Below are 23,447 nucleotides of genomic sequence, written 5' to 3' on the forward strand. Positions count from 1 at the left end.
CCCGCTGGCCATCGCCAGGCGCTAATCTCGCTCGGGTCGGCTTCGCCGTGCCTGGGATGCGGCAGCCGGCCTTATGACCGTATTGGGACGACGACACCGATGGCGGCTTGCCGCCGCCGCCTTGGGTTGTGCGGCCGCCCTACCGGCACTGACCGGCAGCGCGACCGGAGACAACCTGACCAAGCTGCACAGCAAGCTGGGCAGCGCACGCTCACAGCTGAGCGGCAACCACCAGCGCGAGCAGGCCATCTCGAGCCGGATCGCAGGGATCGACGGCCAGGTGCGCTCGCTGCAGAGCCAGATCGCGCTGGTGCAGTCACGCGAGGCGGCGGCCAATGCCCAGCTTGCGACCTATCAGGCGAACCTGGTGGATGTGCGCAGGGCGATGCGCGTGGAGCGCGCCCACCTGAGACACCTGGAGAACATCCTGGCACGGGCACGCCACGCGCTGGTGAACGAGCTCGTCAGCCAGTACGAGCAGCCACAGCAGTCCCTGGTGGACGTGATCGTCAACGCGTCCGGCTTCCAGCAGCTGCTCGACTCGCTTCAGTACCTCTCGTCGGTGCGCCGGCAGCAGCAGACCCTGATCGAGGTGACCCGCATCGCAAGGTCCAAGGCGCAGGTGGCCGAGGCCAGGCTGGTCGCGTACGAGCGTCGCGAGCTCCAGGCCGCAAACGACACACGGGTCCAGAGCGCCGGACTGGCCGGCATGAACGCGCTGCTCTCATCGCGCCAGGCGGCGCTCCAGGATGCCCGCGCCGCGCAGACCACGGCCCTCGCGGCCGCACAGGCGCAGGGATCACAACTGCAGAGCGCGATCGTCACGATCAAGCAGCGCCTGCGCGCAGCCAGGCAGGCGGAGAAGAAGATCGCCCCCAGGCCCGTCGTCACCTACACGCCGCCGAGCGCCAGCACGAGCGGTAGCGGCACCGGCAAGACCGGCACTACCGCGCCCGTGGGCACGACCAGCCCCATCAGCACGACCAGCCCGATCAGCACGACCAGCGGCGTCAGCACGAACGGTGGTGTCGGTGCGACGGGCGGTGCGGGCACCACCAGCAGCTCCAGCAGCGGCTCTGGCAACTACGCCTACGGCGGCTGGGCGATCCCCTATGCGATCGTCCTCTGCGAGTCAGGCGGCCAGAACCTCCCGCCAAACAGCGCCGGCGCGTCCGGCTACTACCAGATCATGCCCGCCACGTGGCGCGGCGAGGGTGGCACCGGACCGGCCGCCTACCTGGCCTCCAAGGCGGAGCAGAGCGCCGTCGCCGCGCGCCTCTGGAACAACGGCGCAGGCGCCTCCAACTGGACGTGCTCCGCGATGGTCGGGATCAGCTGACGCCGGCCCGAACGCGCGGCCGCGACCGCGCGTTCAGCGCTCGCCGGGATGCGCCAGCGGGAACTGCGAGACCGGCCGCAGCAGATCGAGCGCCGTGACCACGATCCGGTTCTGCTCGCGCGCGTGCGCAGCCGGGTAGCCCTCACCTGAGGCGGCCCGCTCCGGCCGCCCGATGTAGCCGAAACGCAGATGCTCAGGCAGGATCTGACGCAGCCTGGCCGACATGTGGGCGCGCGCTCCCATGTTGCGAGGCTCCTCCTGAACCCAGACAACCTCCTCAAGGCTCGGGTAGCTGTCGACCAGCGCCAGGATCTCGCTCTGCGGGAACGGGTAGAGCATCTCCACCCGGCCGATCGCCGCCCCGGGCGTCTGGGCCCGCAGCGGGTTGCCGATGATGTCGTAGTAGATCTTGCCGCTGCAGAGGATCAGGCGCGTGACGGCAGCCGGATCAGCGCTCGGCTCAGCAAGCACCGGCTGGAAGCGCCCGCTGGTCAGGTCATCCAGGTGCGACGCGGCGGCGGGCAGCCGCAGCAGGCTCTTGGGCGTCATCACGATGAGCGGGCGCTGCTGGGCGATCCGCGCCTGACGACGCAGCAGGTGGAAGTACTGCGCCGGCGTGGTCGGGTTGGCCACACGGATGTTGCTCTCGGCAGCGAGCTGCAGGAAGCGCTCGAGCCGCGCCGAGGAGTGCTCGGGACCGGCACCCTCGTAGCCGTGGGGCAGAAGCAGCGTCAGCCGCGAGGTGATGCCCCATTTTGCGAGCCCCGGCGTGATGAACTGGTCGATGATCACCTGGGCGCCGTTGGCGAAGTCCCCAAACTGCGCCTCCCACATCACAAGCGTCTCCGGCGCCTCCTGCGAGTAGCCGTACTCGAAGCCTACGCACGCGGTCTCTGAGAGCGGGCTGTTGTGGAGCTCCATCGTCGCCAGCGCGCCGGGCAGGTGCTGGATCGCCGAGTGCTCGCGCCCGTTGCGCGAGTCGTGCAGCACCAGGTGGCGCTGGCTGAAGGTCCCCCGCTCGCTGTCCTGACCGGTGAGCCGCAGCGGAATGCCCTCGGAGAGCAGCGACGCGAACGCCAGCGCCTCGGCGTGCGCCCAGTTGATCGGCCCGCGTTCGGCGCCGAAGGCCTTGCGCCGCTCCGCCAGCTGACCGGCGAGCTTGCGGTTGACCTCAAAGCCCTCCGGCAGCGCCAGCAGCTCCTCGTTGAGCAGCGCGAGTTTGTCCGCATCCACAGCGGTGTTGACCTCGGACGCGGCCGAGGTGTCGAGCTTGTACTCGCCGGTGCCGTGCTCGACGCCGTGCTCCTTGGCGGCGGCCAGGCGGGCCTTGACGCGCTCGTGATGCTCGGTCAGCGTCGCCCAGTAGGCGTCCGCGACATCCTTTGCCTCCTGCTCGCTCAACGTGCCCGCGGCGATCAGCTGCTTGGCGAACAGCTCCCGCACCGGCTCGTGGGCCTTGACCAGCGCGTACATCTCGGGCTGGGTGTAAGCGGGCTCGTCGCCCTCGTTGTGGCCGTGGCGGCGGTAGCCGACCAGGTCGATCACCACGTCGTGCCCGAACTCCTGGCGGAAGGCAAACGCCAGCCGCACAGCGGCGATGCAGGCCTCCACGTCGTCGGCGTTGACATGGATGATCGGCACGTCAAAGCCCTTGGCGAGATCCGATGCGCAGGTCGTGGAGCGGGCGTCCTCGGGGTCGGTGGTGAAACCAACCTGGTTGTTCTGGATGATGTGGATCGTGCCACCCACCGTGTAGCCGTCCAGCGCCTGCAGGTTGAGCGTCTCTGCGACCACACCCTGGCCCGGGAACGAGGCGTCGCCGTGCAGCACGACCGGCACCGCCGCGTTGGTGTCCTGGCTGGCGTGCGAGCCCTGGCGGTTGGTCTGGGCGGCACGCGTGGCGCCGACCACCACCGGCGCGACGAACTCGAGGTGGCTCGGGTTTGACTCCAGCCGCACGACCAGCGACTCGCCGCCGGGCAGCTGGTAGGTGCCGGAGGCGCCGTGGTGGTACTTGACATCGCCGGTGCCGCCGTCCGGGATCGTGGTGATCGCGTCGAGCGTGTTGGCGCCCTCAAACTCCGCAAACAACGACTCGTACGAGCGCCCCAGGTTGTGCGCGAGCACGTTGACGCGGCCACGGTGGGCCATCCCGACAACGACCTCGCGAGCCCCGTGGTCGCCCGAGAGGCGGATGATCTCGTCGAGCATCGGCACGGTCATGTCGAGCCCCTCGATCGAGAAGCGCTTGGCGCCGAGGTAGGCGCGGCCCATGAAGCGCTCGAAGGCGTCGACCGCGGTCAGCCGCTCGAGCACGCGCCGCTGCTCCTCAGCGTTGAGCGGCCGACGATAGGTGCCCGACTCGATCGCCTCGCGCAGCCACAGTCGCTGGCGGTGCGATGAGATGTGCTCGCTCTCGTAGCCGATCGGGCCGCAGTAGGTCTCGCGCAGGTGCACGAGCGCCTCCGCGAAGGTCGCGCCCGGCACGTACACGCGCAGGATCCGCGCCGGAATCTGCGCCATCAGCTCCGGTGTCAACCCGACATTGGCCGGCTCGAGCGCCGGATCCCCGCCGGGAGCGCGCCCCAGCGGATCGAGCCGCGCCGCCAGATGCCCGTGCATGCGGTGCGCCTTCAGCACCGAGGTGGCCGCCTGCACGGCCTGCATCAGCTGCTCGGTTGCCGCGGTCGCCGCCGCCGCGCCCGCTGGCGCTGCGGCGACCGGCGCAGCGGCCGCCACGGCAACCGGTGCCGGGCGGGCCGGCAGCGACGCAAGGTTCACACCGAGCGCGCTGAAGACCGACTCGTAGAAGCCGTGCTCGCCCTGGAGGTACTCCTCCACCAGCTTCAGGAAGCGGCCGGACTCGGCGCCCTGGATGATCCGGTGGTCGTAGGTTGAGGTCATCGTCATGACCTTCTCGGCGCCGATCTGCGCGCCGATCGCCTCGAGGCCGACGGGGTAGGAAATCGAGCCGGTGGCGACGATCGTGCCCTGACCGGCCATCAGCCGCGGCACCGAGGCGACCGTGCCCAGGCCACCGGGGTTGGTCAGCGAGACGTTGCCGCCGGCGAGGTCATCGGCGCTCAGCGTGTTGGTGCGCGCCTTCTCGACGAGGTCGTTATAGGCGGCCAGAAAGGCCCTGAAATCAAGCCGTCCGGCGTCGCGGATTACCGGCACCATCAGCGTACGGCTGCCGTCCTTCTTCTCGACGTCGACGGCGAGGCCGAGGTTCACCTGGCCGTCGTCGACGCGGTAGCCGTCGCCGCCCGCCTGGGCGTAGTGGTGGGCCATCACGGGCATCTCCTCGCTCACCGCACGGGCGATCGCGTAGGCGATCAGATGCGTGAAGGAGACCCTGTGGCCCGCGTCCTTGAGCTGCTTGCGGCGGGCGTCGAGTGTGGTGACGGTGAGCGTGCGGAAGGATGTGGCGGTCGGTACCTGGCGGCTCTCCTCCATGTAGCGCGCGAGCATCGCGGCGCCGCCCTTCAGCTTCTGCGCCCCGGTGGGCAGCGCCTCGACGCTGGCCGCGGCGTGCAGCACGTCGTCCTTGGTGACGCGCCCGCCGCGGGCACTGCCGGTCACGCCTGAGAGGTTGACGCCGAGCTCGGCGGCCGCGCGCTGGGCCACGGGCGTGGCACCCTGAGCAGGCGCCGCGACCTGAGCCGGGGTCGGGGCGGGGTGCGGTTGGGGCGGCGGGGCGACAGCGGGAGCACCCGCCGCCGTGGCAGCTGCGCCCACCGCCATCCGGGCGATCACCTCGCCGACGCCGACGGTCGCGCCCTCTTCGAAGAGGATCTCGGTGATCGTGCCAGCCGCGGGCGCGGGCAGTTCCATGTCCACCTTGTCGGTCGAGATCTCGACCACGGTGTCGCCGTCGGCGACCGTGTCGCCCACCTTGACGGCCCAGGCCAGGATCGTGCCCTCGGTCACGCTCTCGCTGCCGCCGGGGGTGACGATGTCCACGATCTGGGCGGGCGCCTGCGCTGGGGGTGCGGCCGCCGGGGCCGCGCCGTTGCCGTTACCGTTGCCGCCCAGAGCGATCTCAGCCAGTGGGCCGCCGACGCTGACCGTGTCACCCTCGGCGGCGTAGAGCTTGACGATCGTGCCCGAGACCGGGGAGGGCACCTCGGCGTCGACCTTGTCGGTCGAGATCTCGACGAGCGTCTCGTCGGCGGTCACGGCCTCACCCTCATGCCGGTGCCACTGGAGAACGGTGCCCTCGACGACCGAGTCGCCCATCGCCGGCATCACGACCTGATAAGTGCCTGTCTCCACGGCCATCCGAAACGTCCTGTCGGAGTAGCTTAGCCGAGATCGGTCCGCGTCCGAGCTGACGGCGGCACGCGCCCCCGTCGGCGGCTCAAACGCCGGCGTCAGCGCGCCCGAGCCAGGGCAGCACCACCAGGCAGACACCGGCCACGAGCACGTGCATCACCATCAGCGGCAGCACGGTGGCGGCCCGGGCCTGCGGGAACGGGCGGGCGAGCCAGACGACCAGATCGGGGACGAGCGACAGCCCAAGTGCCGCCAGCGCCACCGATCGGAACATTGCCACGGGCCGGTCGCTGTGGCGCTGCAGCCAAACGCAGGTCGCTGCGGCCAGCAGCACTCCAAGGACGGTAAGCGAGATGACGCTCCCCGGCTCAAGCGGCGAGAAGCGACTCGTGTCGCTCGTTCCAGAGATGGCGAGCGCGCGCGTCGTGAGCACCGCGGCCAGGGAAGCGCCGAGCGCGACGCCGGTGGCGCGGGCCAGGCGACGCGGCGCAAAGACTCCGGCCGGGGCCTGCGAGGACTGGTCGCGAGCGCTGAGACTTGATGCGTGCAGTGACATGATGATCCTTCCTTCGTTGGTAGGTTTTAGCCTAAATCTAGGTTACAACCTAATCTGTGCTTCTGTCAAGTCCTCCGCGCAGGTCTTGCGGTATCCGCCAGCCGCACGCGCGCCACAGCAGACGCGCGCCACAGCAGACGCGCGCCACGGCCGGAGCGCGCCACGGCCGGAGCGCGCCACAGCAGACGCGCGCCACGGCACGCGCGGCACCGACGTCCTGATGAGCGTCAGCGCTGGCGCAGGCCGGCGAGCACGAGCTCCAGGTGCTCGTCCAGGACCTGCGAGAGCTCGAACGGCGCCGACCCATGGCTCAGCCAGCGGCTGATCGTGCCGAAGTAGACGGAGGTGAGGACATCCGCAGCAGCAACGGGATCGACCGAAGCGGCGAACTCGCCCTGCCTGCGGCCGCGTTCGATCACCGTGGGCGGGACGGCGCTGATGACGTTGAAGACCTCGGTCGGGGTGAGGCTCGAAAGCAGCGCGCGCGTCAGCTCGCGCTCGCTCTGGTTGAACTCGGCGAGCGCCTGGAAGTGTCGCTTGACCAGCAGCGAGGCCGACTCGTCCGGGTCGGCGTGGTCGCCGATTGCGCCCAGCTGGTCGCGGCGGGCCTGCCCCCACGCGCGGGCGAAGTCAGCCTTGTGGGGAAAATGGTTGAGCACCGTCTGGCGCGCCACATCGGCTCGCTCGGCGATCTGGTCGATCGTCGTCTCCGCAAAACCCTGGACGGCAAAGAGCTCAAGCGCCGCCGAGAGCAGCCGCTCGCGCATGCGCTCGCGCTGACGCTGCCGCCGTCCGGCCGACGGCTGCCTGTCGACGCTGGGCTCGGAGGCGGGCTCGTATACCAGTGTGACCCTCGCCCACTCACGCACCCTGCGCCGAGGCGGCGCGGGTGCGGCGACGGGTCTCGTAGATGAAGCCCACCGTGCCCATGAACGGACCCAGCCCTCCCAGGATCGCGACCGTCACGGCCAGCCAGTAGGGGATCACCTTGTAGCGCGCGGCGGCGATGCAGGTCAGCGACATGCCGATCCAGATCAGCCCGTGCGAGAGGCCGAGGACAAAGGTCGCGGGCTCCGGGTTGCCGAGCACGAAGGCACAGATCAACAGCGACAGGTAGATGCACGAGTGGAACATCGAGACGTACTCGAGCCGGTTGAAGGTGATCACCCGGGTGAAGAGCGGCTGACGGCCGACGCCTTCAGAGATGTTCATTCAGGCCGCCTCGAGCATCACACCGACGTCGCGCAACAGCGGGTCGGCCTCAGGCGGCCAGCGCGAGACCTCATCGGGCCACCAGGAGTACTGGTCGTGCTCGTGGTCGGGAGCGACCGCGGCACCCGGCGGCAGCCACGCCTGTGCGACGAGCATCACGCTGCGGTTGGGCGTGCGCACCAGGGCTTCAATCTGCAGACGCGCGGGCTCGACGCTCCACTCCTCACTGAGCTCGCGCGTCAGCGTCGCGACGGGACTCTCGCCGACCTCAACCGCACCTCCGGCGCCCAGCGCCCAGCGCCCAGCCCAGGTCGCCACCCAGCCTGCCCGCCGGCCCGCGAGCCAGCGGCCGTCCGAGTCGCGCACCACGCACAGCGCTGAGATCGTGTCGCCCGCGTCGGTGCGAGAGAGCCGCAGCGCCCAGCGGATCGGCTGCAGCTCGAGCGTGAGCCGGCCGTCGGCGAGCTCGAATCCCGCAAGTCGCGCCGCCAGCCCGTCGTGTGTCGGGGAGCCGCGCTCGCGCAGCCTTTCCAGCGCGCGGTCCGCCTCCGCCGCAGCCGGGGCGTCTGGTTGGTAGGCGTCCTCACGCCAGACCGCGCGCACCGCGTCGGGCTGCCAGGGGCCACGGGCCAGGATCGTCTGCGCTGGATCAGCCACGGGACCCGGCTTCAGAACGGCGGTCGCAGCGGCGGCGGATAGGCTCGGTCGCCGTCATCGCCGCCGGAGTGGATGACCTCGAGCTCGCGTTGCTGCTCGGCCACGGCGTCCACAACGTCTTGCTGCTGCTCCTCGCGCTCGCGGTCGTGATCACCGTCGCAGAGCACCCTGAAGGCGCCCGTGACGCCGCCGTCGGCCTGCAGCACGATGCCGGGAAGAATCTCCTCACCCTCCTCCAGAGCGAGCCGCTCGATGTCAAACGGCGACATCCCGATGCCCCAGGTCCGGTGGCCGGGGTTCTCGCGGTCGTGCGCGGCCACGCCCTGCGCGAGCCGCTCGAGCAGGTAGGCGATCTTGCTCTTCCCGGTGCTGTTGTCGGGCCCGACGGTCACGGCGCTAAGGCTAGCGCCCGCGGCGATCGCGGGCTCTGATCAAGCGCTCTGACCGCGCCGCGGGCGGCGCGCACCGCCGCTGCGCGCGGGACACCTGCAGCGAGCGGATACGCTCTGGGGTAAGTGATCGTTCAGCGCTCGATGAACAGCCAGTGGCTGTCCAACACCTATCTGGTCGCCGATGATGACACGCGCACCGCCGTCATGGTCGATGCGGGCGGGCCGGTGGCGCCGCTGCTCGAGCTGATCGAGCGCGAGCGCTACGAGCTGGTCAGCGTGCTGCTCACCCACCACCACCACGACCACATCGACGGGCTCGCCGAGGTGCTGGCAGCCCACCCCGGCACGCCGGTCCTGATCCACCCGCTCGAGCGCGAGCTCGTGCCCGCGGCCACCGGTGAGCTGGTGGACGGGCAGGTGATCTCCTGCGGCAGCCTGACGCTCGAGGCGCTGCACACGCCGGGGCACACCGCCGGGATGATCTCGCTGCTGGCGGACGGCAGCGACGTGTTCACCGGCGACACGCTGTTTCGCGGCTCGGTCGGCGGGGTGCGCGCCCCGGGGCACACCACCTACGCTGACCTGCGGCACTCGATCATGGACCGGCTGCTTGCGCTGGCACCCGAAACCCGCATTCACCCGGGTCACACCGAGCCGAGCACCGTCGCGGATGAGCTTCAGTCAAACCCCTTTGTGCGGATCTGGCGCGGGCTCGATCCGGAGGGCACCCGCGCCTGCGTGGCGCTCGGCCAGCCGGCGACACTGATCCTGCTGGCCCGCGACTACGACGGTGGCCACAAGGCGTGGGTTCGCTGGCCCGACGGCGCCGATGACATCGTCCCCGGCTCGCGGGTGACGCTGGAGGGCGAGGCAGCCTCGTAGTCCCGAGGGCCACGCGCACAACTGTCCGGCAGGCACAATGGCTGACGAAGGCAAGATCCCCACATCACGGCTGCGGCGCAGCGCCAAGATCGGCGGTCTGGCGGCTAGCCAGGCGCTGCGCCAGGCGGGCACGGTGGCCGGCAACGTCGTGCGCACCAAGGAGGGTCGCGAGGCGGCGCTCGAGCGGCGCAACCTGGAGGCGGCCGAGCAGATCGTGACCGCGCTCGGCACGATGAAGGGCGCCGCCATGAAGGTCGGGCAGGTGCTCTCGTTCCTGGATGCCGGCCTGGTCCCACCCGAGCACCGCGAGGAGTTCCAGCGCAAGCTCGCGCGGCTGCGCGACGCGGCGCCGACCGTGACCTTCAAGGAGATGAGCCGGGTGATCGAGCACGAGCTCGACGAGCCGCTGGCGGACACCTTCGCCGAGTTCAACAAGGAGCCGATCGCGGCCGCGTCGATCGGACAGGTGTACCGCGCGCGCCTGCACGACGGCCGGGAGGTGGCGGTCAAGGTCCAATACCCCGGGGTCGCCGCGGCGGTCCGGGCCGACCTGCAGAACATCGGCATGATCCTCCGGATCGCCAAACGGATCGCGCCCGGGCTGGATCCCAAGACGGTCGGCGAGGAGATCCGCCGCCGCATCGAGGAGGAGCTCGACTACGAGCTCGAGGCCCAGAACCAGCGCTCGCTGGCGCGCATCTACCGGGGCCACCCGTTCATCGTCGTGCCCGCCGTGGTGAGCTCGCTCTCGCGCGAGCGCGTGCTCGTCACCGAGTTCGTGGAGGGCATCGGGTTTGAGGAGATCAAGGGCTACCCACAGGCGCAGCGCGACCGCATCGGCGAGATCCTGTTTCGCTTCTACTTCGGCTGCATGTATCGCCACCACCAGTTCTCCGGCGACCCCCACCCCGGCAACTCGATGCTGCTTGCAGACGGCCGCGTCGCGTTCTTCGACTTCGGGCTGTTCAAGCGCATGCCGGCCGGCGCGGTCGAGCTCGAGATGGAGATCGCGCGCGCCGTGATCGAGGGCGACAAGGACAAGATCATGGAGCTGGGAACGGCCGTCGGCTTCTTCCCAGAGCCAGAGATGTTCGACCCCGACCGGGTGCTCGAGCACTTCCGCGCGGCGACCGCCTGGTACACGGTCGACGAGGAGGTTACGCTCACGCCGGACTACGCCACGCAGGTGCTGATCGACATGAGCGACCCGCGCTCTGAGTACTTCGGGCAGCTGCGCCACGAGTCCGCGCCGCCGGACCACATCTTCGGGCGGCGCATGGAGGTCCTGACGCTGGCGGTGATCTCACAGCTGCACGCCCACGGCAACTTCCACCGGATCGCGCGCGAGTGGTACTACAACGATCCGCCGGCCACCGAACTGGGCGTCGCGGAGGCGGAGTTCTACGCGCGCGCGGGAGCGCGCGGGTAGACGGGCCCACTTCGGTGGGCAGGTCCGCGAGCTGGAGGCACCGGAGCTAGACGCGCTGGATCTGCAGCAGGCTGGTGGTGCCCGGGCGACCGCTCGGCAGCCCGGCGGTGATCGCCACGCGTGCCCCCGGCTTGACCCAGCCGAGCTCGACCACGCGGCGGGCGGAGTCGGCGATCAGCGCCTCGGTCACCTCGTGGCGCCGGATGGACGCAGCCCTGACACCCCACATCAGGCCGCAGCGCCGCACCGTCTCACGCCCCGGCGAGAGCGCGTAGATCGGCACGTTGGGCCGGTGCGAGGCGACCAGGCGCGCGGAGCGCCCGGACAGCGTCGGGGTGACGATCGCCGCCAGGTGCAGCTCGCGCGCGGCGGCGCAGGCGCTGTAGGCCACCGTGTAGGCGGGGTCGCGGGCGTCGCGGCGCACGCGCACCTCGTTCCACTCGCGATATGGCAGCGCCTGCTCGGTGTGCTCCGCGATCGAGGCCATCATCGCCACGGTTTCGACCGGGTACTGGCCCACGGCCGTCTCCTGCGAGAGCATCACCGCATCCGTGCCATCGAAGATCGCGTTGGCGACGTCGGTCGCCTCGGCGCGCGTCGGTCGCGGCGAGGAGACCATCGAGTCGAGCATCTGGGTGGCGGTGATCGCCGGGCGCGCGAACTGACCGGCGATCTTCAGCAGGCGCTTCTGCGCCAGCGGCACCTCCTCGATCGGCAGCTCGATGCCGAGGTCACCACGCGCGACCATCACGCAGTCGGCCGCGCGGATGATGTCTTCTGCAGCCTCGACCGCCTGCGGTTTCTCGATCTTGGCGATCAGCGGCTGGCGTGTGTGCTGGCGCACGTTGATGATGTCCTCGGCGGTGCGGACAAAGGACAGTGCGACCAGATCGACGCCGATCTGCTCACCAAAGCGCAGCATCTCCAGATCCTCGGCGGGCACCGCATCAAGCCCCCTCGTCGAGCCCGGGATGTTGAGTCCCTGCCGCGAGGCGACGGCACCGCCGACCTCGACCGTGGTCTCAACCTCACGCTCGCCGCCGCGCACGGCACTGACGCGCAAGCGGATCTTGCCGTCGGCCAGGTAGATCACGTCGCCCACGTCCACGGCCTCGGCCAGTCCGGGCCAGCTGACAGACAGCTGACGCTCGTCACCGACGGCTGTTGAGCCGCACAGCAGCACGAGCGTCTCGCCCGGCTTGAGGTCTGCCAGCCCGTTATCGATCCCGCCCACGCGCAGCTTCGGCCCAGGTAGGTCCTGCAGGATCGCGACCTGGCGGCCGGCGGCGCTGGCTGCGTCACGCACTCGCTGTGCGTTCTCGGCGTGCAGCTCCAGGCTGCCGTGGGAGAAGTTGAGCCTGGCCACGTCCATCCCCGCCTGGATCATGCGTGCGAGCACGTCGTGGTCCTGAGAGGCGGGGCCGATGGTGGCGACGATCTTGGTGCGGCGCATGGTTGGCAGCCCCTCAGCTCAGGGGCGCTCGTGGGTTTTGCTCAAATACACGCAAAACACCGTACTGAAAAGTCATCATCCGGCGCTTCTCGTCCGCCTATGCGGCGACGAACCGTCCATCCTCGATCAGCGGCTCGCCGTCGATGCTGACCGTGCCGCCCTTGCGCAGGTCGCAGATCAGGTCCCAGTGCAGCGCGGACTCGTTGACGGCGCCGGTCTCCGGGTAGGAGCGGCCGAGTGCAAGGTGCACGGTGCCCGCGATCTTCTCGTCAAGCAGCGTCGAGCCAGTGGCGCGGTCGATCCCGGTATTCGTGCCGATGCCCAGCTCGCCGAGCCGCCGCGCGCCGGCGTCGGTGGCCAGCGCCGCCTGCAGATGCGCGTCGCCGATGTGGGCGCGGGCGGCCACCACCTCTCCGTCCTTGAAGGTGAGCTCGACATCTGAGACCTCGGCACCGCGGCCGCTTGAGGGAACGTCGAAGCGAATCGTCCCGTTGGCCGAGTGCTCGTGCGGCCCGGTGAACACCTCGCCGCTTGGCATGTTGCGCCGCCCGTCTGAGTTGACCCACGTGCGACCGGCGACGTTCAGCCGCAGGTCGGTGCCGGCCGACTCGATGTGAACCTCGCGCGCGGGCCTCAGACGGTCGATGATCGCCGCCTGCCTGTCGCGCAACGCCGCCCAGGCCGCCACCGGGTCTGGCCGGTCGAGCATCAGCGCGCGCTCGAGGAAGTCGGCGTACGCGCCCTCCGGCATGCCTGCCAGCTGGGCCTGTGCTGCCGTCGGCCAGATCGTCAGCGTCCAGCGCCGCTCGGCGGCCGCTTCCCGTAGTGCCGCGGCCCCGCGCATCTTGCGGGTGACCAGCGCCGGGTCAACGCCCGCCAGCGGGTTGGTCAGCGCGTTGGCGATGATGTTCACGCTGGCGTCGGCAGCGCGTGCCTCGGCCAGCTCGATGCCCGACACCCCGTCGAGGTGGAACTCAGAGGCGTGCCTGAAGAAATCGGCGGCGAGCCCCGGCGGCTCGAGCCGCAGCAGCGGCCACGCCCCTCGGTCGAGGACCGCCCGGCAGAGCGCCGCCGCCGGCTCCTGGCCGAGCGTGGTTGAGTGAATCAGGATCTGCTGGCCGGGCTTGACCTCAAGACACCAGTCGGCGAGCAGCACGGCAAACGCATCGGGGTCAATCACGGCGCCTCCATCTCGGGGAAGTTCTCGGCAAGGTGTCTACGCAGGCTGTCACGCACGAAGCGACGCTCCTGCGCGCTCGCCATCCGGTAGCGCCCGAGCAGCTCACGCTGGGTCTCAGTGCGCACACCGGCGACCGTCCAGGCGACCGCCAGACGCTCGAACAGCAGCTCGGTCGCCCGCTGCCAGGCATCCTCGCGCTCACGGCCACCGCTGAGCGTCGCCGCGTACTGCGCGCGCGACGCAGGCGACAGCGCGCCGCGCAGCTCAAGCACACCGGCCTGCGGGTCGGAGTAGCTGGCCGTCGGCGCGGCCGGCTTCTCGGCGTCCGTGCGCCTGCGTGTGCGCCTGCCCATGTTGGGCCTCAGGCTAGCCGTCAGCGGCCGCCAGGCGCTCCAGTTGTGCGCGGACACCGCTGCCGGCCAGCGGCCGCCCGTGGCCTGGCCAGACCACGCTTGGCTCAAGCGCGGCGAGCCGGCCGACGGACTCCCGCGCCAGGTCGACGTCGAGGTTGAAGGCAGCGTGCGGCAGCCGCGGCTCGCAGGGCAGACCGGTGCGCGCGTCAATCGTGCACAGCAGATCGGACACGAGCGCCAGCCCGTCCGCTTCGCGGTAGAGCACGATCAGCCCGGGAGCATGGCCGGGCATGTGCAGCACCCGAAAGCCCGCCAACTCGTCACCCTCCTCGAACGTGCCGGCGATCGTCAGCCCACCGCCGTCCCAGTGAGCCAGCAGCCGCTCATACAGCGGCCGGCGCCAGCCGCCGAGCAGACCCAGGTTCCAGTAGTCGCGGTAGGCGGAGGGCGACTGGGCGGCGGAGCGCTCACGCATGTGGCAGTGGATCTCTGCGCCGAGGCCCGCGGCACCACCGCGGTAATCGCAATCGGCGTGGCTGAGGACCACGCGCGCGATCCCGCCGAAGCGGGCGGCAGCACCGCGGATCGCGCCGCTCATCGTCCGCGACCCGCTGTCAAAGACGCTCACGCCACGCTCGTCCTCGATCAGAAACACGTTCATCTCGCGCGCAAGCCCGCCACGCAGCACCCAGACCCCGGCCGCGACCGCCTCGGGCTGGCCGCCATGCAATGCCTGGTCAAGCGCGGTGCGCGCGTTGGCCAGGCCGACCAGCCAGCCCGCGCGCCCCTGGCCAGCCGCCGGCAGCAGCCGCAGCTGACGCGCGATCGCGGCGCCGTCGATGTAGGTCGTGGCCCCCACGATCTGATCCTCGGACACCTCCAGCAGCTCGCAGCCCTCGATCGCGATCACGGCACCGTTGGGCGCCAGGCCGTGGAAGCGGCCGGGACCCGCGAAGGTGCCCGTCGCACGCCAGCGCACCGAGCAGCGCTCGCGTTGGGTGGTGGTGTCGATCAGTTCGAAACGCAGGTCCGGGAAGGCTTCGAAGAGCTCTGTGAAGTAGGCGTGCAGGCCGTCGGGGGCGCTGAGCGCGCCCCGGCCCGCGACCCGGTCGCCTGCTCCCTCACGCCAGCAGGCGAGCGCGGCATCGATATCTCGTGCCTCGAGCGCACTGAAGTAGCGTTTGGCAATCACCGCCGCGGACGCCATGGTGCGCGCAGTCTAATCGCGACCGGCGCCGTTACGTGAGCAGCCGCACGTCCAGCTCGCGCAGCCCGCAACCGGCACGAAGCCATTCAGCGGCCAGCTCAGCGGCCTGCTGCTCGTAGCCGCGCCCGCGCAGCTGGGGCGCGACCCACACGCGCACACGCGCGCTCGCGCGCTCCCAGTCGATCCGGTCGATGTCCACACGCCCGCGGCAGTCACGGCAACCAGGCTCGAGGATGCTGAGCGAAAGCTGCGCACCGGCCAGCCGCCGCGCCTGGGCCTGCTCGACCTCGAGCCCCAGCTGCGCCCCGGTCGGCGGCCGTGCCATCCCCAGTGAGCGGTGCAGATCAGGGTCGTCCTGATGGGCGATCAGGACCTCGGGGATGTCCCACTCGGCGATCATCCGCAAGTCGACCAGCTCGCCGGCGATGCGCTCCGGTGGCTCGGGTATGGCTGGCATGTCAGCAGCAGACCGTACCCTCTCTGAGCGTGCCCGTGCTCTCAGACCAAGGCTCGCTGATCGCCTACGACGTGCGCCGCTCCGACAGGGCACGCAGGGTGCGGGTGCGGGTCGAGCGCGACGCGCGGGTGGAGGTGGTGCTGCCGCGCCGCGCGCCGGCGGCGGCCGCCGAGCGGGCGGTCCGCGAGCTGCGTCCCTGGATCGAGCGCCGGCTGGCTCATGCGGCGCGCCAGCAGGCGGCCGTCGCGGCGCGCGGGGACAGCCTGCCGTACCTGGGCATCAGCCTGCGCCTGCATGCCGAGCCCGACCGCGCACAAGTGACGCGGCGTGGCGACGAGCTCCTGGTGCCGGCCGACGCGCGCGCACGCGGGGCGCTCGAGCGCTGGTACCGGCGGATGGCGCGCGAGGAGATCAGCGCACGGCTCGCGCGCGCGTGTGCGCGCAGCGGCCTCTCCTACAGCCGCCTTACGATCCGCGACCAGCGCACGCGCTGGGGCAGCTGCTCGCGTGCGGGCACGCTCAGCTTCAACTGGCGGCTGCTGTTGGCACCCGAGGAGGTGCTCGACTATGTGATCTGGCACGAGGTCTGCCACCTCGCCGTACCGGACCACTCGCCGCGCTTCTGGGCGCTGGTGGCAGACCACTGCCCCGATCACCGTGAGCGGGCCGCCTGGCTGCGGACAAACGCCGCCACACTCGTGCTTTGAACGCGGCCGCCCAGCAGATCCTCGAGGCGCTCGTGCGGTGGCAGCGACCGGGGCCGGAGCCCCTGGTGGTGGCGATAGACGGCCACGGTGCGGCCGGCAAGACCACCATCGCGCATCAGGTGGCCTCACGTTCGGGAGCCGAGATCCTCTCCATGGACAGCTTCTTCCATGCGGCGGCACCGAACGACGACCCGCGGCCGATGGCGCAGTACTACGACTGGAGCAAGCTGCGCAGACAGGCGCTCGAGCCGGCCATCGCGCGGCTGCGAGCCCGCCCCAGCGGGGGCGTCATTCTGCTCGAGGGCGTGTCCTCCAGTGCACCCGCCCTGGCAGACCACGTGAACCGCAGCGTGCTCGTGGTCACGCCCGCGCCGGTGCGGCTGGAACGCCTGCACGCCCGGGTCAGTGCGGAGGAGTGGGATGAGGCGTGGCTTGAGGCCGAGCGGGCCTACTTTGCGACCCGGCCGCCGGCGTCCTTTGACCTGGTGGTGTGCGGCGACACTGAGGCTCGGCGCAACGGGGCTTGCGCACGCGAGGGATCGGCGTAGAGTGAGATGAGCAGTCCCACAGCCGAATGTTGCGCTCCCGCATTCTCCAGTGGTCCGTTCATGTGGAGCGACAGGAGCGTGTGAGAGATGGCCAAAGCCGATCAACCAGACCCTGGGCAGCCGAAGCCCACAGCCACCTTCGGCGAGGTCACCAAGGAGATCGCCAAGCGCAACGACGAAGCGCAGAAGGCCGCCCGCATCAGGCGCGACGCGCGCGAACGCGAGCAGATCGCCCGCCGCCGGGAGTGGGAGCGGCTCTGATCACGCCGAGCAGCCCGGAGCACGCGGGCAGGCCGCGGCGGGCGCTCACGCGGGAGGCGGCGGGAACTGGCTGGTGAAGATCGGTGAACAAGTCGCCCCGCGAGCGATGGTTGGCACGACGCAGACGGCGCCGTAGCCAAGCGATGGCACGCTGACGCGCGTCTCGCCACCAAACGCTGTTGCCGCTGAGACGGTGACCGACACCCCGCGGATGGCGTAGTCACCGAGTTCTCGTGCGCGGACGCCGATCAGGAGCTGGGCGGTCTGACCCGGGCGGAGCTTGAAGCCCTGAAATGCCTGTAGCTTCGGCTGCCGCGCAGACCAGTCGCTCGGGGGCCAGCCGCTGCCAGCGCCGAGGAAGGCGTTCCCCGGCTGGATCAAGACGCCAACGAGCTTCGGCATCCGGTAGCCCGGCACGCCGAGCAGGCACATCGCCCCGGCCCTAACCAGCCGTGTCATGACTCATTGAGGGTCGGTGCTCGAATGGCAGAGTGCGCGCAAACATACACCGCGCGACACCCCCGACGTACGTTTTAAGCTCCGGGCGACTATTTGATCGGGATCACGAGGTTCACGTTCAGTGTGTGTCCCCGCCTGAGCCGGATCCGCTTGGTCACGCGCTCGCCGATCAGCTTGGTCTCCAGGATGTAGATACCCGAGCCCGGGTACAGCAGCGAGAAGCGCCGAAGCCTCGGCCCGACGGTGCCCGAGTGCTCTGCCGTGACCAGCTGACCACGCCGATCTAGCAGCGCCACCTGCACGAACCCGACCACTCGGCAGTGGCTCGAACTTGGCCCGCCGCATTCCTCGACCCGGCCGCTGACCTTCGCGCAACCGGACACGCAGTACGCCGTCGGTCCCGCATGCGTACTTCCTCCGCAACCGGCAAGCGCCACGGCACATGAGCTGACAGCAAGCGCCCACGGCAGCATCCGCCCCGGTCGCCGCATCCAGCAACCATACGTCACAGGCCGCCGGGGCTAAAATCAGAAGCTGACAACACGGGAGCCCACGCTGGGCTGAGAGGGCGCCGGAGCGCGCCGACCGTCAAACCTGATCCGGGTCATGCCGGCGGAGGGAGCGAGCAGTGAGACGTACATGGTTGGTTGCTTTGGCGGTTGTAGCGGCCGCCGCCCTTGCCGGCTGCGGCGCCTCGGCGCCGGCACGCGGCGGCGCGGGCAGCGGCGGGGCCAGCGGCGGCGGCCCAATCCGCGGCGGCACCGCCTACTGGGCAGAGCAGCCGCTTGAGCCACCCAACTACATCTTCCCGCTGACCTCGGGCGCCTACTACTCCAACGAGAACGTCTACGACTTCCAGACGCTCATGTACCGGCCGCTGTACTGGTACGGCAACGCCGACCGGCCCGGGGTCGACTACGCGCTGTCACTGGGCGATGCCCCCGTATACACCGACCAAAACACGGTCGTGACGATCCACCTCAAGCCCACGCGCTGGTCAGACGGGGAGCGGGTCAGTGCCCGCGACGTGATCTTCTGGATCAACCTGCTCAGGGCCAACGAGGCCGACTGGGCCTCGTTCGTGCCGGGCGGCTTTCCCGCCAACCTCATCTCGTACCGCGCCGTCAACACCAGCACGGTGCAGCTGCGCCTGGACCGCTCCTACAACCCGATCTGGTTCACGGACAACGAGCTCTCCCAGATCACGCCGCTGCCGCTCGCCTGGGACCGCACGAGCGCCCGCGGCTGCAGCGCCGAGCACGGCTGTCCACCCCCGAGAACCCTGCCCGACGCAACCTCCTCAGGCGCCCGCGCGGTCTACGCGTTCCTGAACGCCCAGGCCAAGGACCTCTCGACCTACGCCACAAGCCCGCTGTGGCGGATCGTCGACGGGCCCTGGCGTCTTACGGCGCTGACCGCCTCAGGCCGTGCCACCTTTGAGCCCAACCGGCGCTACGACGGCCCGCACCGGCCGCACCTCGCACGCTTTGTCGAGCTTCCGTTCACGAGCGAGACCGCCGAGCTGGCGCTGCTCGAGACGGGGCCGGCGCGCGGGGGCGGCGGCCCGGGCGCCCCCCAGATCTCCGCAGGGTATCTGCCCGACACCGCCATCCCGCAGGCACCCGCGCTGCGCGCCCGCGGCTACCGGCTTGCGCCCTTCTACCCCTACGGCTTTGACTACTTCGAGCCGAACTTCAACAACCCCACCGCCGGCCCGATCTTCAGGAAGCTCTACTTCCGCCAGGCCTTCCAGCACCTGGTCAACCAGCCGGGCTGGATCCACGCCTACTACCAGGGCCTGGGCGTCCCGACCTACAGCCCCGTGCCGGCTCAGCCCGCGAACCCCTACGCCGACAGGCAGGCGCGCACCAACCCCTACCCGTTCAGCGTCAGCGCCTCAAGGGCGATCCTCACCGCCCACGGCTGGCGCGTGCGCCCGGGCGGCCTGAGCACCTGCACCCATCCCGGCCGGGCGCGGGGCGAGTGCGGCGCCGGCATCCACCCGGGCCAAGCGCTGCGCTTCACGCTGATGTACCCCGACGGCATGTCCTACACCGACAACGCCATGGTCGACCTGCAATCGGTCGCGCGCGAGGTCGGGATCGAGCTGACGCTGCAGCAGCGCACCACCGCCACGATCGACGCGGAGATCGAACCGTGCAAGACCGGCAGCCCCGCCTGCGCCTGGCAGCTCGGCCAGTACGGCTCGGCCTGGGTGTTCGCGCCCGACCACTACCCGAGCGGCGAGGAGATCTTCCAGACGGGCGCGCTGGGCAACGTCGGCAGCTACTCCAGCCGCCGCGTCGACCGCCTGATCAAAGCGACCACTACCGCCCCGGCGAGCCGCGCGACTCGGGCGCTCGACGCCTACGCAAACGCCGTCCGTCTCCAGCTGCCCGACTTCTGGCAGCCCTCCCCGGGGACGCTCGAGAGCTTCCAGTCAAACCTGCGCGGCACCACCCCGAACGCCTACGGCTACCTCACCCCGGAGGAGTGGTACTTCACGCGGTGAGCGGCTTTCTGCTCAGACGCACGCTGCAGGCGGCCGCCGTCCTCGTCGGCGTGACGCTCGTGGTCTTCGTGCTCGAGCACCTCACCCCCGGGAGCCTCGCCCACGCGATCCTCGGCCCGCGCGCAAGCCGCAGCGCGATCAGTGCCTTCAACTCCGCCAACGGCCTTGACCACCCGCTCCCGGTCCAGTACCTGGACTTCCTCTGGCGCCTTTTGCACGGCAACCTCGGCTACTCCTACCGGCTCAACCGCAGCGTCGCCTCGCTGGTCATCTCCCAGGCCCCCAACGACCTGATCCTCGTCGGCCTGGGGCTGCTGCTAGCGCTCGCGATCGCGCTGCCGCTCGGAATCCTGCAGGCCGTAAGGCGCGGCGGTGTGATCGACGAGCTCACCGGGGCCACGACGCTCACGCTCTACGCGATGCCCTCCTACTGGCTGGCGCTGCTGTTGATCGCGGGGCTGAGCATCAGCGCGCACCTGCTGCCGGCCGAGGCTGGCCAGAGCAGCGGGCCGCTCGGCCTGCTCGCTGACCCCCTCGGGCTCGTCCTGCCGGTGCTGACCCTGACGCTGATCAACGTCGCCTGGTTCAGCCGCTACACGCGCGCAGCGGTGATCGAGACGCTCGCCCAGGAGTATGTCCGCCTGGCACGGGCCAAGGGCCTGCCCGAGCGGCTGGTGCTGACCCGCCACGTGCTGCGCAACTCGCTGCTCACGGTCGTCACGCTGGTCGGCATGGCCGTGCCGATGCTGCTGACCTCTGGCCTGGTCGTCGAATACGTTTTCAACATCCCCGGCGTCGGCCTGAGCTACTACACCGCCGCCGCCAACGCCGACTACCCCGTGGAGCTCGGTGTGACGGTCGTGGTCGCGCTCCTAACGGTGCTCGGAAGCCTCGCCGCGGACCTCGCCTACGCGCTGCTTGACCCGCGCATCGGCACGCTTTCAGCCGACGGACCAACGCCGTGAGCGGCGCGCTCAAGGGCCGGCGCGCCGGTGTCGCGGGCCTCGTCACGCTCGTCACGCTGGCCGCCTTCTGCTTCATCGGCCCGCTGCTTTACCACACCGACCAGACCCAGGCCAACGTCGCGCTCACCAACATGGCACCCAGCGCCGCGCACCCGCTCGGCACCGACGCCAACGGCTACGACGTGCTCGGCCGGCTGATGGCGGGAGGCCAAATCTCGCTCGAGATCGGCCTCGCGGTGGGGATCCTCGCCACCGCGCTCGGCGCCGCCTGGGGCGCGTTGGCAGGCCTGACGGGCGGCGCACTGGACGCGCTGATGATGCGCGTCGTCGACACCCTGCTGGCGCTGCCGGCGATCTTCGTACTGATCTACCTGGCCACCGTCGTGCAGCCGACCGTGCCGCTGCTGATCGGCGTGATCGCCCTGCTCTCCTGGCTGGCGCCGGCACGCCTCATCCGCAGCCAGACGCTCAGCCTGCGCACGCGCGAGTTCGTCACCGCCGCCCGCGCCGCGGGCTCCGGCCAGGCGCGCACGATCACCCGCCACATCCTCCCCAACGCCGCCGGTACGCTGGTCGTCGCCGCCACCTTCCAGGTTGCCGACGCGATCCTGATCCTCGCGACGCTCAGCTTCCTGGGCTTCGGCCCCGCGCCACCGACCGCGACCTGGGGCGGGATGCTCTACCAGGGCACCTCCTACCTGCTGGACGGCTACTGGTGGGAGGTCTACCCGGCGGGGCTCATGATCGTCTTGACCGTGCTCGCGCTGAACCTGGTCGGCGAGCGGTTGCGCGAGTCGCTCGACGGCCCGCCAGGCCGCGCTCAGCGCAGCTCGGACTCGGGCAGGTCCGCAGGCGCGGAGACCGTTTCCGGCGTCCCTGGTTCCGGATCCTCCCAGGCGGCGAAGACCTCGCCGTCACGCGGCTCATGGCTGTGACCGGTGTGGCCGCCGAGCGCCAGCAGCGACAGCGGCGAGCGGTGGCGGTTGACGAGCTGGCGGCGCGTGCTGGGGGCCACACGCACAACCTCGCCGACCGTGAACTCGCGGGCTTCGCCTTCGACGATTAACGTCAGCGTGCCCGACAGCACCAGGTAGACCTCCTCCTGGTGTTTGTGGCGGTGGATCCGGCCCCGCTGACCGGGGGCCAGCACCATCTGGTTGATGCCGAAGGAAACGACGCCGAGCGGGTCGCGCAGGCGGTTGAAGCGCTCCGCCGGCGCGTCCTGCAGGCGTGCGCTCGTGACGGCCTCGTGCTGGTCGCTCATCAGGACCGCTCCGCCATCGGCACGTAGTCGACCCCGCGGGCGCCGGTGTAGATCTGGCGCGGGCGCGCGATCTTCTGCTCGCCGTCGTCGATCATCTCGAGCCACTGCGCGATCCAGCCGCTGGTGCGACCGATCGCAAACAGCACCGGGAACATCTCGACCGGCATGCCGAGCGCCTCGTAGATCAGCCCGGAGTAGAAGTCGACGTTGGGATAGAGCTTGCGCGAGATGAAGTACTCGTCCTCGAGCGCGATCTTCTCGAGCTCGGTGGCAATGTGCAGCAGCGGGTTCTTCCCGGTCACCTCGAACACATCCTCGACGGCGCGCTTGATGATCTTGGCGCGCGGGTCGAAATTCTTGTAGACGCGGTGGCCGAAGCCCATCAGCCGCTGCTCGCCAGCCTTCACGCCGGCGATGAAGTCGGGGATGTTCTCGAGCGTGCCGATGCGCCGCAGCATCCGCAGCACAGCCTCGTTGGCGCCGCCGTGCAGCGGCCCGTAGAGCGCGGCGATGCCGGCCGCGGTGGCCGAGTAGGGGTCCACCTGCGAGGAGCCGACGCTGCGCACGGCGCTGGTCGAGCAGTTCTGCTCGTGGTCGGCGTGCAGGATGAAGAGCACGTCGAGCGCCCGTTCGAGCCGCGGGTCAGGCTGATACTTGAGCTCAGCGATCTTGTAGAGCATCGAGAGGAAGTTGCCCGAGTAGCTCAGGTCGTTGTCCGGATAGACGTAGGGCATGCCGCGGTTGTGGCGGTAGGCGAAGGCGGCGAGCGTCGGCATCTTGGCCACCAGCCGCACCACCTGCATCATCCGCAGCTCCGGATCCTTGATCTGGTTGGCCTCCGGATAGAAGGTGGAGAGTGCGCCGACCGACGCCAGCAGCATCCCCATCGGATGCGCGTCGTAGCGGAAGCCCTGCATGAAGTCCTTGATGTTCTCGTGCACGAAGGTGTGGGTCGTGATCAGGTGCGTCCACTCCTCGAGCTCGCTCCGGCTCGGCAGGCGCCCGTAGATCAGCAGGTAGGCGACCTCCAGGTAGGAGGACTTCTCGGCCAGCTGCTCGATCGGGTAGCCGCGGTACTCGAGGATCCCCTTGTCACCGTCGATGTAGGTGATCGACGAGCGGCACGAGGCCGTGTTCATGTAGGCCGGGTCATAGGTCATGATCCCGAAGTCGTCCTCGTCGACCTTGATCTTGCGCAGCTCCGTGGAGCGGATCGTGCCGTCCTCGATCGGGACCTCGTAGGTGCGGCCGGTGCGGTTATCGACGATCGTCAGCGTGCCGGCAGCGGCGCTGACGGAACCATCGGCGGACTGCGAAGTTTCAGTGGTCATGGCGATCC

Annotated in this window: 24 protein-coding genes and 1 riboswitch; of the genes, 9 read left to right on the forward strand and 15 right to left on the reverse strand. The window is 70.1% G+C overall.

The window, feature by feature from the left end; genetic code table 11:
• The first annotated feature begins 73 nt into the window (after positions 1-73).
• Positions 74-1,339 carry a transglycosylase family protein gene (locus tag M3M54_RS10205; protein WP_249018938.1) on the forward strand — a complete coding sequence of 422 codons (1,266 nt, stop codon included), beginning with the start codon at positions 74-76 and terminating at the stop codon, positions 1,337-1,339.
• 33 nt (positions 1,340-1,372) lie between these two features.
• On the opposite strand, the gene M3M54_RS10210 is transcribed toward M3M54_RS10205, so the two are convergent.
• The 6 genes from M3M54_RS10210 to M3M54_RS10235 form a co-directional block, all read right to left on the reverse strand.
• Complete coding sequence (locus tag M3M54_RS10210) at positions 1,373-5,620, reverse strand: multifunctional oxoglutarate decarboxylase/oxoglutarate dehydrogenase thiamine pyrophosphate-binding subunit/dihydrolipoyllysine-residue succinyltransferase subunit (protein ID WP_249018939.1); 4,248 nt, start codon at positions 5,618-5,620, stop codon at positions 1,373-1,375.
• 79 nt (positions 5,621-5,699) lie between these two features.
• Positions 5,700-6,170: a DUF6069 family protein gene (locus M3M54_RS10215; protein ID WP_249018940.1), complete on the reverse strand. Its 471-nt coding sequence runs from the start codon at positions 6,168-6,170 to the stop codon at positions 5,700-5,702.
• Between the two features lie 227 nt (positions 6,171-6,397).
• Positions 6,398-7,039 (reverse strand): TetR/AcrR family transcriptional regulator, encoded by a 642-nt coding sequence (locus tag M3M54_RS10220; RefSeq protein WP_249018941.1) that lies wholly within the window; start codon positions 7,037-7,039, stop codon positions 6,398-6,400.
• Positions 7,032-7,382, reverse strand: a complete 351-nt coding sequence (locus M3M54_RS10225) for a hypothetical protein (RefSeq protein ID WP_249018942.1) — start codon at positions 7,380-7,382, stop codon at positions 7,032-7,034. The genes M3M54_RS10220 and M3M54_RS10225 overlap by 8 nt, the downstream gene beginning before the upstream one ends.
• The gene (locus tag M3M54_RS10230; RefSeq protein WP_249018943.1) at positions 7,383-8,039 is read right to left on the reverse strand and encodes an NUDIX hydrolase; all 657 of its coding nucleotides are present in this window, start codon (positions 8,037-8,039) and stop codon (positions 7,383-7,385) included. It lies immediately after the preceding gene.
• Between the two features lie 11 nt (positions 8,040-8,050).
• Positions 8,051-8,431, reverse strand: coding sequence for a hypothetical protein (locus M3M54_RS10235; RefSeq protein ID WP_249018944.1), 381 nt, complete (start codon positions 8,429-8,431; stop codon positions 8,051-8,053).
• A 123-nt stretch (positions 8,432-8,554) separates the two neighbouring features.
• Between M3M54_RS10235 and M3M54_RS10240 the strand changes: the two genes are divergently transcribed.
• Positions 8,555-9,313, forward strand: coding sequence for a hydroxyacylglutathione hydrolase family protein (locus M3M54_RS10240; RefSeq protein WP_249018945.1), 759 nt, complete (start codon positions 8,555-8,557; stop codon positions 9,311-9,313).
• A 37-nt stretch (positions 9,314-9,350) separates the two neighbouring features.
• Positions 9,351-10,742 carry an AarF/ABC1/UbiB kinase family protein gene (locus tag M3M54_RS10245; RefSeq protein WP_249018946.1) on the forward strand — a complete coding sequence of 464 codons (1,392 nt, stop codon included), beginning with the start codon at positions 9,351-9,353 and terminating at the stop codon, positions 10,740-10,742.
• Between the two features lie 46 nt (positions 10,743-10,788).
• Here M3M54_RS10245 and pyk read toward each other — a convergent pair whose 3' ends face one another.
• The 5 genes from pyk to M3M54_RS10270 all read right to left on the reverse strand — a co-directional run bounded on the left by pyk (position 10,789) and on the right by M3M54_RS10270 (position 15,392).
• Complete coding sequence (gene pyk / locus M3M54_RS10250) at positions 10,789-12,195, reverse strand: pyruvate kinase (protein ID WP_249018947.1); 1,407 nt, start codon at positions 12,193-12,195, stop codon at positions 10,789-10,791.
• 97 nt (positions 12,196-12,292) lie between these two features.
• Positions 12,293-13,375, reverse strand: coding sequence for an aminopeptidase (locus M3M54_RS10255; RefSeq protein WP_249018948.1), 1,083 nt, complete (start codon positions 13,373-13,375; stop codon positions 12,293-12,295).
• The gene (locus tag M3M54_RS10260) at positions 13,372-13,728 is read right to left on the reverse strand and encodes a hypothetical protein (protein ID WP_249018949.1); all 357 of its coding nucleotides are present in this window, start codon (positions 13,726-13,728) and stop codon (positions 13,372-13,374) included. Before M3M54_RS10260 ends, M3M54_RS10255 begins: the two co-directional genes overlap by 4 nt.
• Positions 13,729-13,741: 13 nt before the next feature.
• The gene (locus tag M3M54_RS10265; RefSeq protein ID WP_249018950.1) at positions 13,742-14,935 is read right to left on the reverse strand and encodes an ester cyclase; all 1,194 of its coding nucleotides are present in this window, start codon (positions 14,933-14,935) and stop codon (positions 13,742-13,744) included.
• 31 nt (positions 14,936-14,966) lie between these two features.
• On the reverse strand, positions 14,967-15,392 hold the full coding sequence (locus M3M54_RS10270) for a GNAT family N-acetyltransferase (protein ID WP_249018951.1): 426 nt from the start codon (positions 15,390-15,392) through the stop codon (positions 14,967-14,969).
• A gap of 29 nt (positions 15,393-15,421) precedes the next feature.
• Here M3M54_RS10270 and M3M54_RS10275 point away from each other — a divergent pair, with 29 nt between their 5' ends.
• The 3 genes from M3M54_RS10275 to M3M54_RS10285 all read left to right on the forward strand — a co-directional run bounded on the left by M3M54_RS10275 (position 15,422) and on the right by M3M54_RS10285 (position 16,908).
• The gene (locus tag M3M54_RS10275; protein WP_249018952.1) at positions 15,422-16,099 is read left to right on the forward strand and encodes a M48 family metallopeptidase; all 678 of its coding nucleotides are present in this window, start codon (positions 15,422-15,424) and stop codon (positions 16,097-16,099) included.
• Positions 16,096-16,647: an AAA family ATPase gene (locus M3M54_RS10280; protein ID WP_249018953.1), complete on the forward strand. Its 552-nt coding sequence runs from the start codon at positions 16,096-16,098 to the stop codon at positions 16,645-16,647. Before M3M54_RS10275 ends, M3M54_RS10280 begins: the two co-directional genes overlap by 4 nt.
• An 87-nt stretch (positions 16,648-16,734) precedes the next feature.
• Positions 16,735-16,908: a hypothetical protein gene (locus tag M3M54_RS10285; protein ID WP_249018954.1), complete on the forward strand. Its 174-nt coding sequence runs from the start codon at positions 16,735-16,737 to the stop codon at positions 16,906-16,908.
• Positions 16,909-16,953: 45 nt separating this feature from the next.
• On the opposite strand, the gene M3M54_RS10290 is transcribed toward M3M54_RS10285, so the two are convergent.
• Together M3M54_RS10290 and M3M54_RS10295 are read right to left on the reverse strand one after the other, a co-directional pair.
• On the reverse strand, positions 16,954-17,367 hold the full coding sequence (locus M3M54_RS10290; protein ID WP_249018955.1) for a hypothetical protein: 414 nt from the start codon (positions 17,365-17,367) through the stop codon (positions 16,954-16,956).
• Between the two features lie 89 nt (positions 17,368-17,456).
• Positions 17,457-17,663: a hypothetical protein gene (locus M3M54_RS10295; RefSeq protein WP_249018956.1), complete on the reverse strand. Its 207-nt coding sequence runs from the start codon at positions 17,661-17,663 to the stop codon at positions 17,457-17,459.
• A gap of 236 nt (positions 17,664-17,899) precedes the next feature.
• Positions 17,900-18,006: riboswitch (TPP riboswitch) on the forward strand.
• Between M3M54_RS10295 and M3M54_RS10300 the strand changes: the two genes are divergently transcribed.
• From M3M54_RS10300 to M3M54_RS10310, 3 genes are all read left to right on the forward strand, one after another.
• On the forward strand, positions 17,996-19,879 hold the full coding sequence (locus M3M54_RS10300) for an ABC transporter substrate-binding protein (protein ID WP_249018957.1): 1,884 nt from the start codon (positions 17,996-17,998) through the stop codon (positions 19,877-19,879). Its footprint overlaps the riboswitch before it by 11 nt.
• Complete coding sequence (locus tag M3M54_RS10305) at positions 19,876-20,844, forward strand: ABC transporter permease (protein WP_249018958.1); 969 nt, start codon at positions 19,876-19,878, stop codon at positions 20,842-20,844. Before M3M54_RS10300 ends, M3M54_RS10305 begins: the two co-directional genes overlap by 4 nt.
• The gene (locus tag M3M54_RS10310) at positions 20,841-21,779 is read left to right on the forward strand and encodes an ABC transporter permease (RefSeq protein ID WP_249018959.1); all 939 of its coding nucleotides are present in this window, start codon (positions 20,841-20,843) and stop codon (positions 21,777-21,779) included. Before M3M54_RS10305 ends, M3M54_RS10310 begins: the two co-directional genes overlap by 4 nt.
• Here the strand turns inward: M3M54_RS10310 and M3M54_RS10315 are convergent.
• Positions 21,665-22,108 (reverse strand): cupin domain-containing protein, encoded by a 444-nt coding sequence (locus M3M54_RS10315; protein WP_249018960.1) that lies wholly within the window; start codon positions 22,106-22,108, stop codon positions 21,665-21,667. The genes M3M54_RS10310 and M3M54_RS10315 overlap by 115 nt on opposite strands.
• Positions 22,108-23,439, reverse strand: coding sequence for a citrate synthase (locus M3M54_RS10320; protein ID WP_249018961.1), 1,332 nt, complete (start codon positions 23,437-23,439; stop codon positions 22,108-22,110). The genes M3M54_RS10315 and M3M54_RS10320 overlap by 1 nt, the downstream gene beginning before the upstream one ends.
• Between the last annotated feature and the right edge of the window lie 8 nt (positions 23,440-23,447).

The sequence above is a fragment of the Conexibacter sp. S30A1 genome, from assembly GCF_023330665.1.
GTDB lineage: Bacteria > Actinomycetota > Thermoleophilia > Solirubrobacterales > Solirubrobacteraceae > Palsa-465.

Bases quoted from the DNA above. Each gene is read 5' to 3' on its own strand.
- M3M54_RS10315 (WP_249018960.1), bottom strand. From the start codon at position 22,108: ATGAGCGACCAGCACGAGGCCGTCACGAGCGCACGCCTGCAGGACGCG.
- M3M54_RS10265 (WP_249018950.1), bottom strand. From the start codon at position 14,935: ATGGCGTCCGCGGCGGTGATTGCCAAACGCTACTTCAGTGCGCTCGAG.
- M3M54_RS10225 (WP_249018942.1), bottom strand. From the start codon at position 7,382: ATGAACATCTCTGAAGGCGTCGGCCGTCAGCCGCTCTTCACCCGGGTG.
- M3M54_RS10245 (WP_249018946.1), top strand. From the start codon at position 9,351: ATGGCTGACGAAGGCAAGATCCCCACATCACGGCTGCGGCGCAGCGCC.
- pyk (WP_249018947.1), bottom strand. From the start codon at position 12,195: ATGCGCCGCACCAAGATCGTCGCCACCATCGGCCCCGCCTCTCAGGAC.
- M3M54_RS10270 (WP_249018951.1), bottom strand. From the start codon at position 15,392: ATGCCAGCCATACCCGAGCCACCGGAGCGCATCGCCGGCGAGCTGGTC.
- M3M54_RS10210 (WP_249018939.1), bottom strand. From the start codon at position 5,620: ATGGCCGTGGAGACAGGCACTTATCAGGTCGTGATGCCGGCGATGGGC.
- M3M54_RS10205 (WP_249018938.1), top strand. From the start codon at position 74: ATGACCGTATTGGGACGACGACACCGATGGCGGCTTGCCGCCGCCGCC.
- M3M54_RS10320 (WP_249018961.1), bottom strand. From the start codon at position 23,439: ATGACCACTGAAACTTCGCAGTCCGCCGATGGTTCCGTCAGCGCCGCT.
- M3M54_RS10215 (WP_249018940.1), bottom strand. From the start codon at position 6,170: ATGTCACTGCACGCATCAAGTCTCAGCGCTCGCGACCAGTCCTCGCAG.
- M3M54_RS10285 (WP_249018954.1), top strand. From the start codon at position 16,735: ATGGCCAAAGCCGATCAACCAGACCCTGGGCAGCCGAAGCCCACAGCC.
- M3M54_RS10260 (WP_249018949.1), bottom strand. From the start codon at position 13,728: ATGGGCAGGCGCACACGCAGGCGCACGGACGCCGAGAAGCCGGCCGCG.
- M3M54_RS10290 (WP_249018955.1), bottom strand. From the start codon at position 17,367: ATGACACGGCTGGTTAGGGCCGGGGCGATGTGCCTGCTCGGCGTGCCG.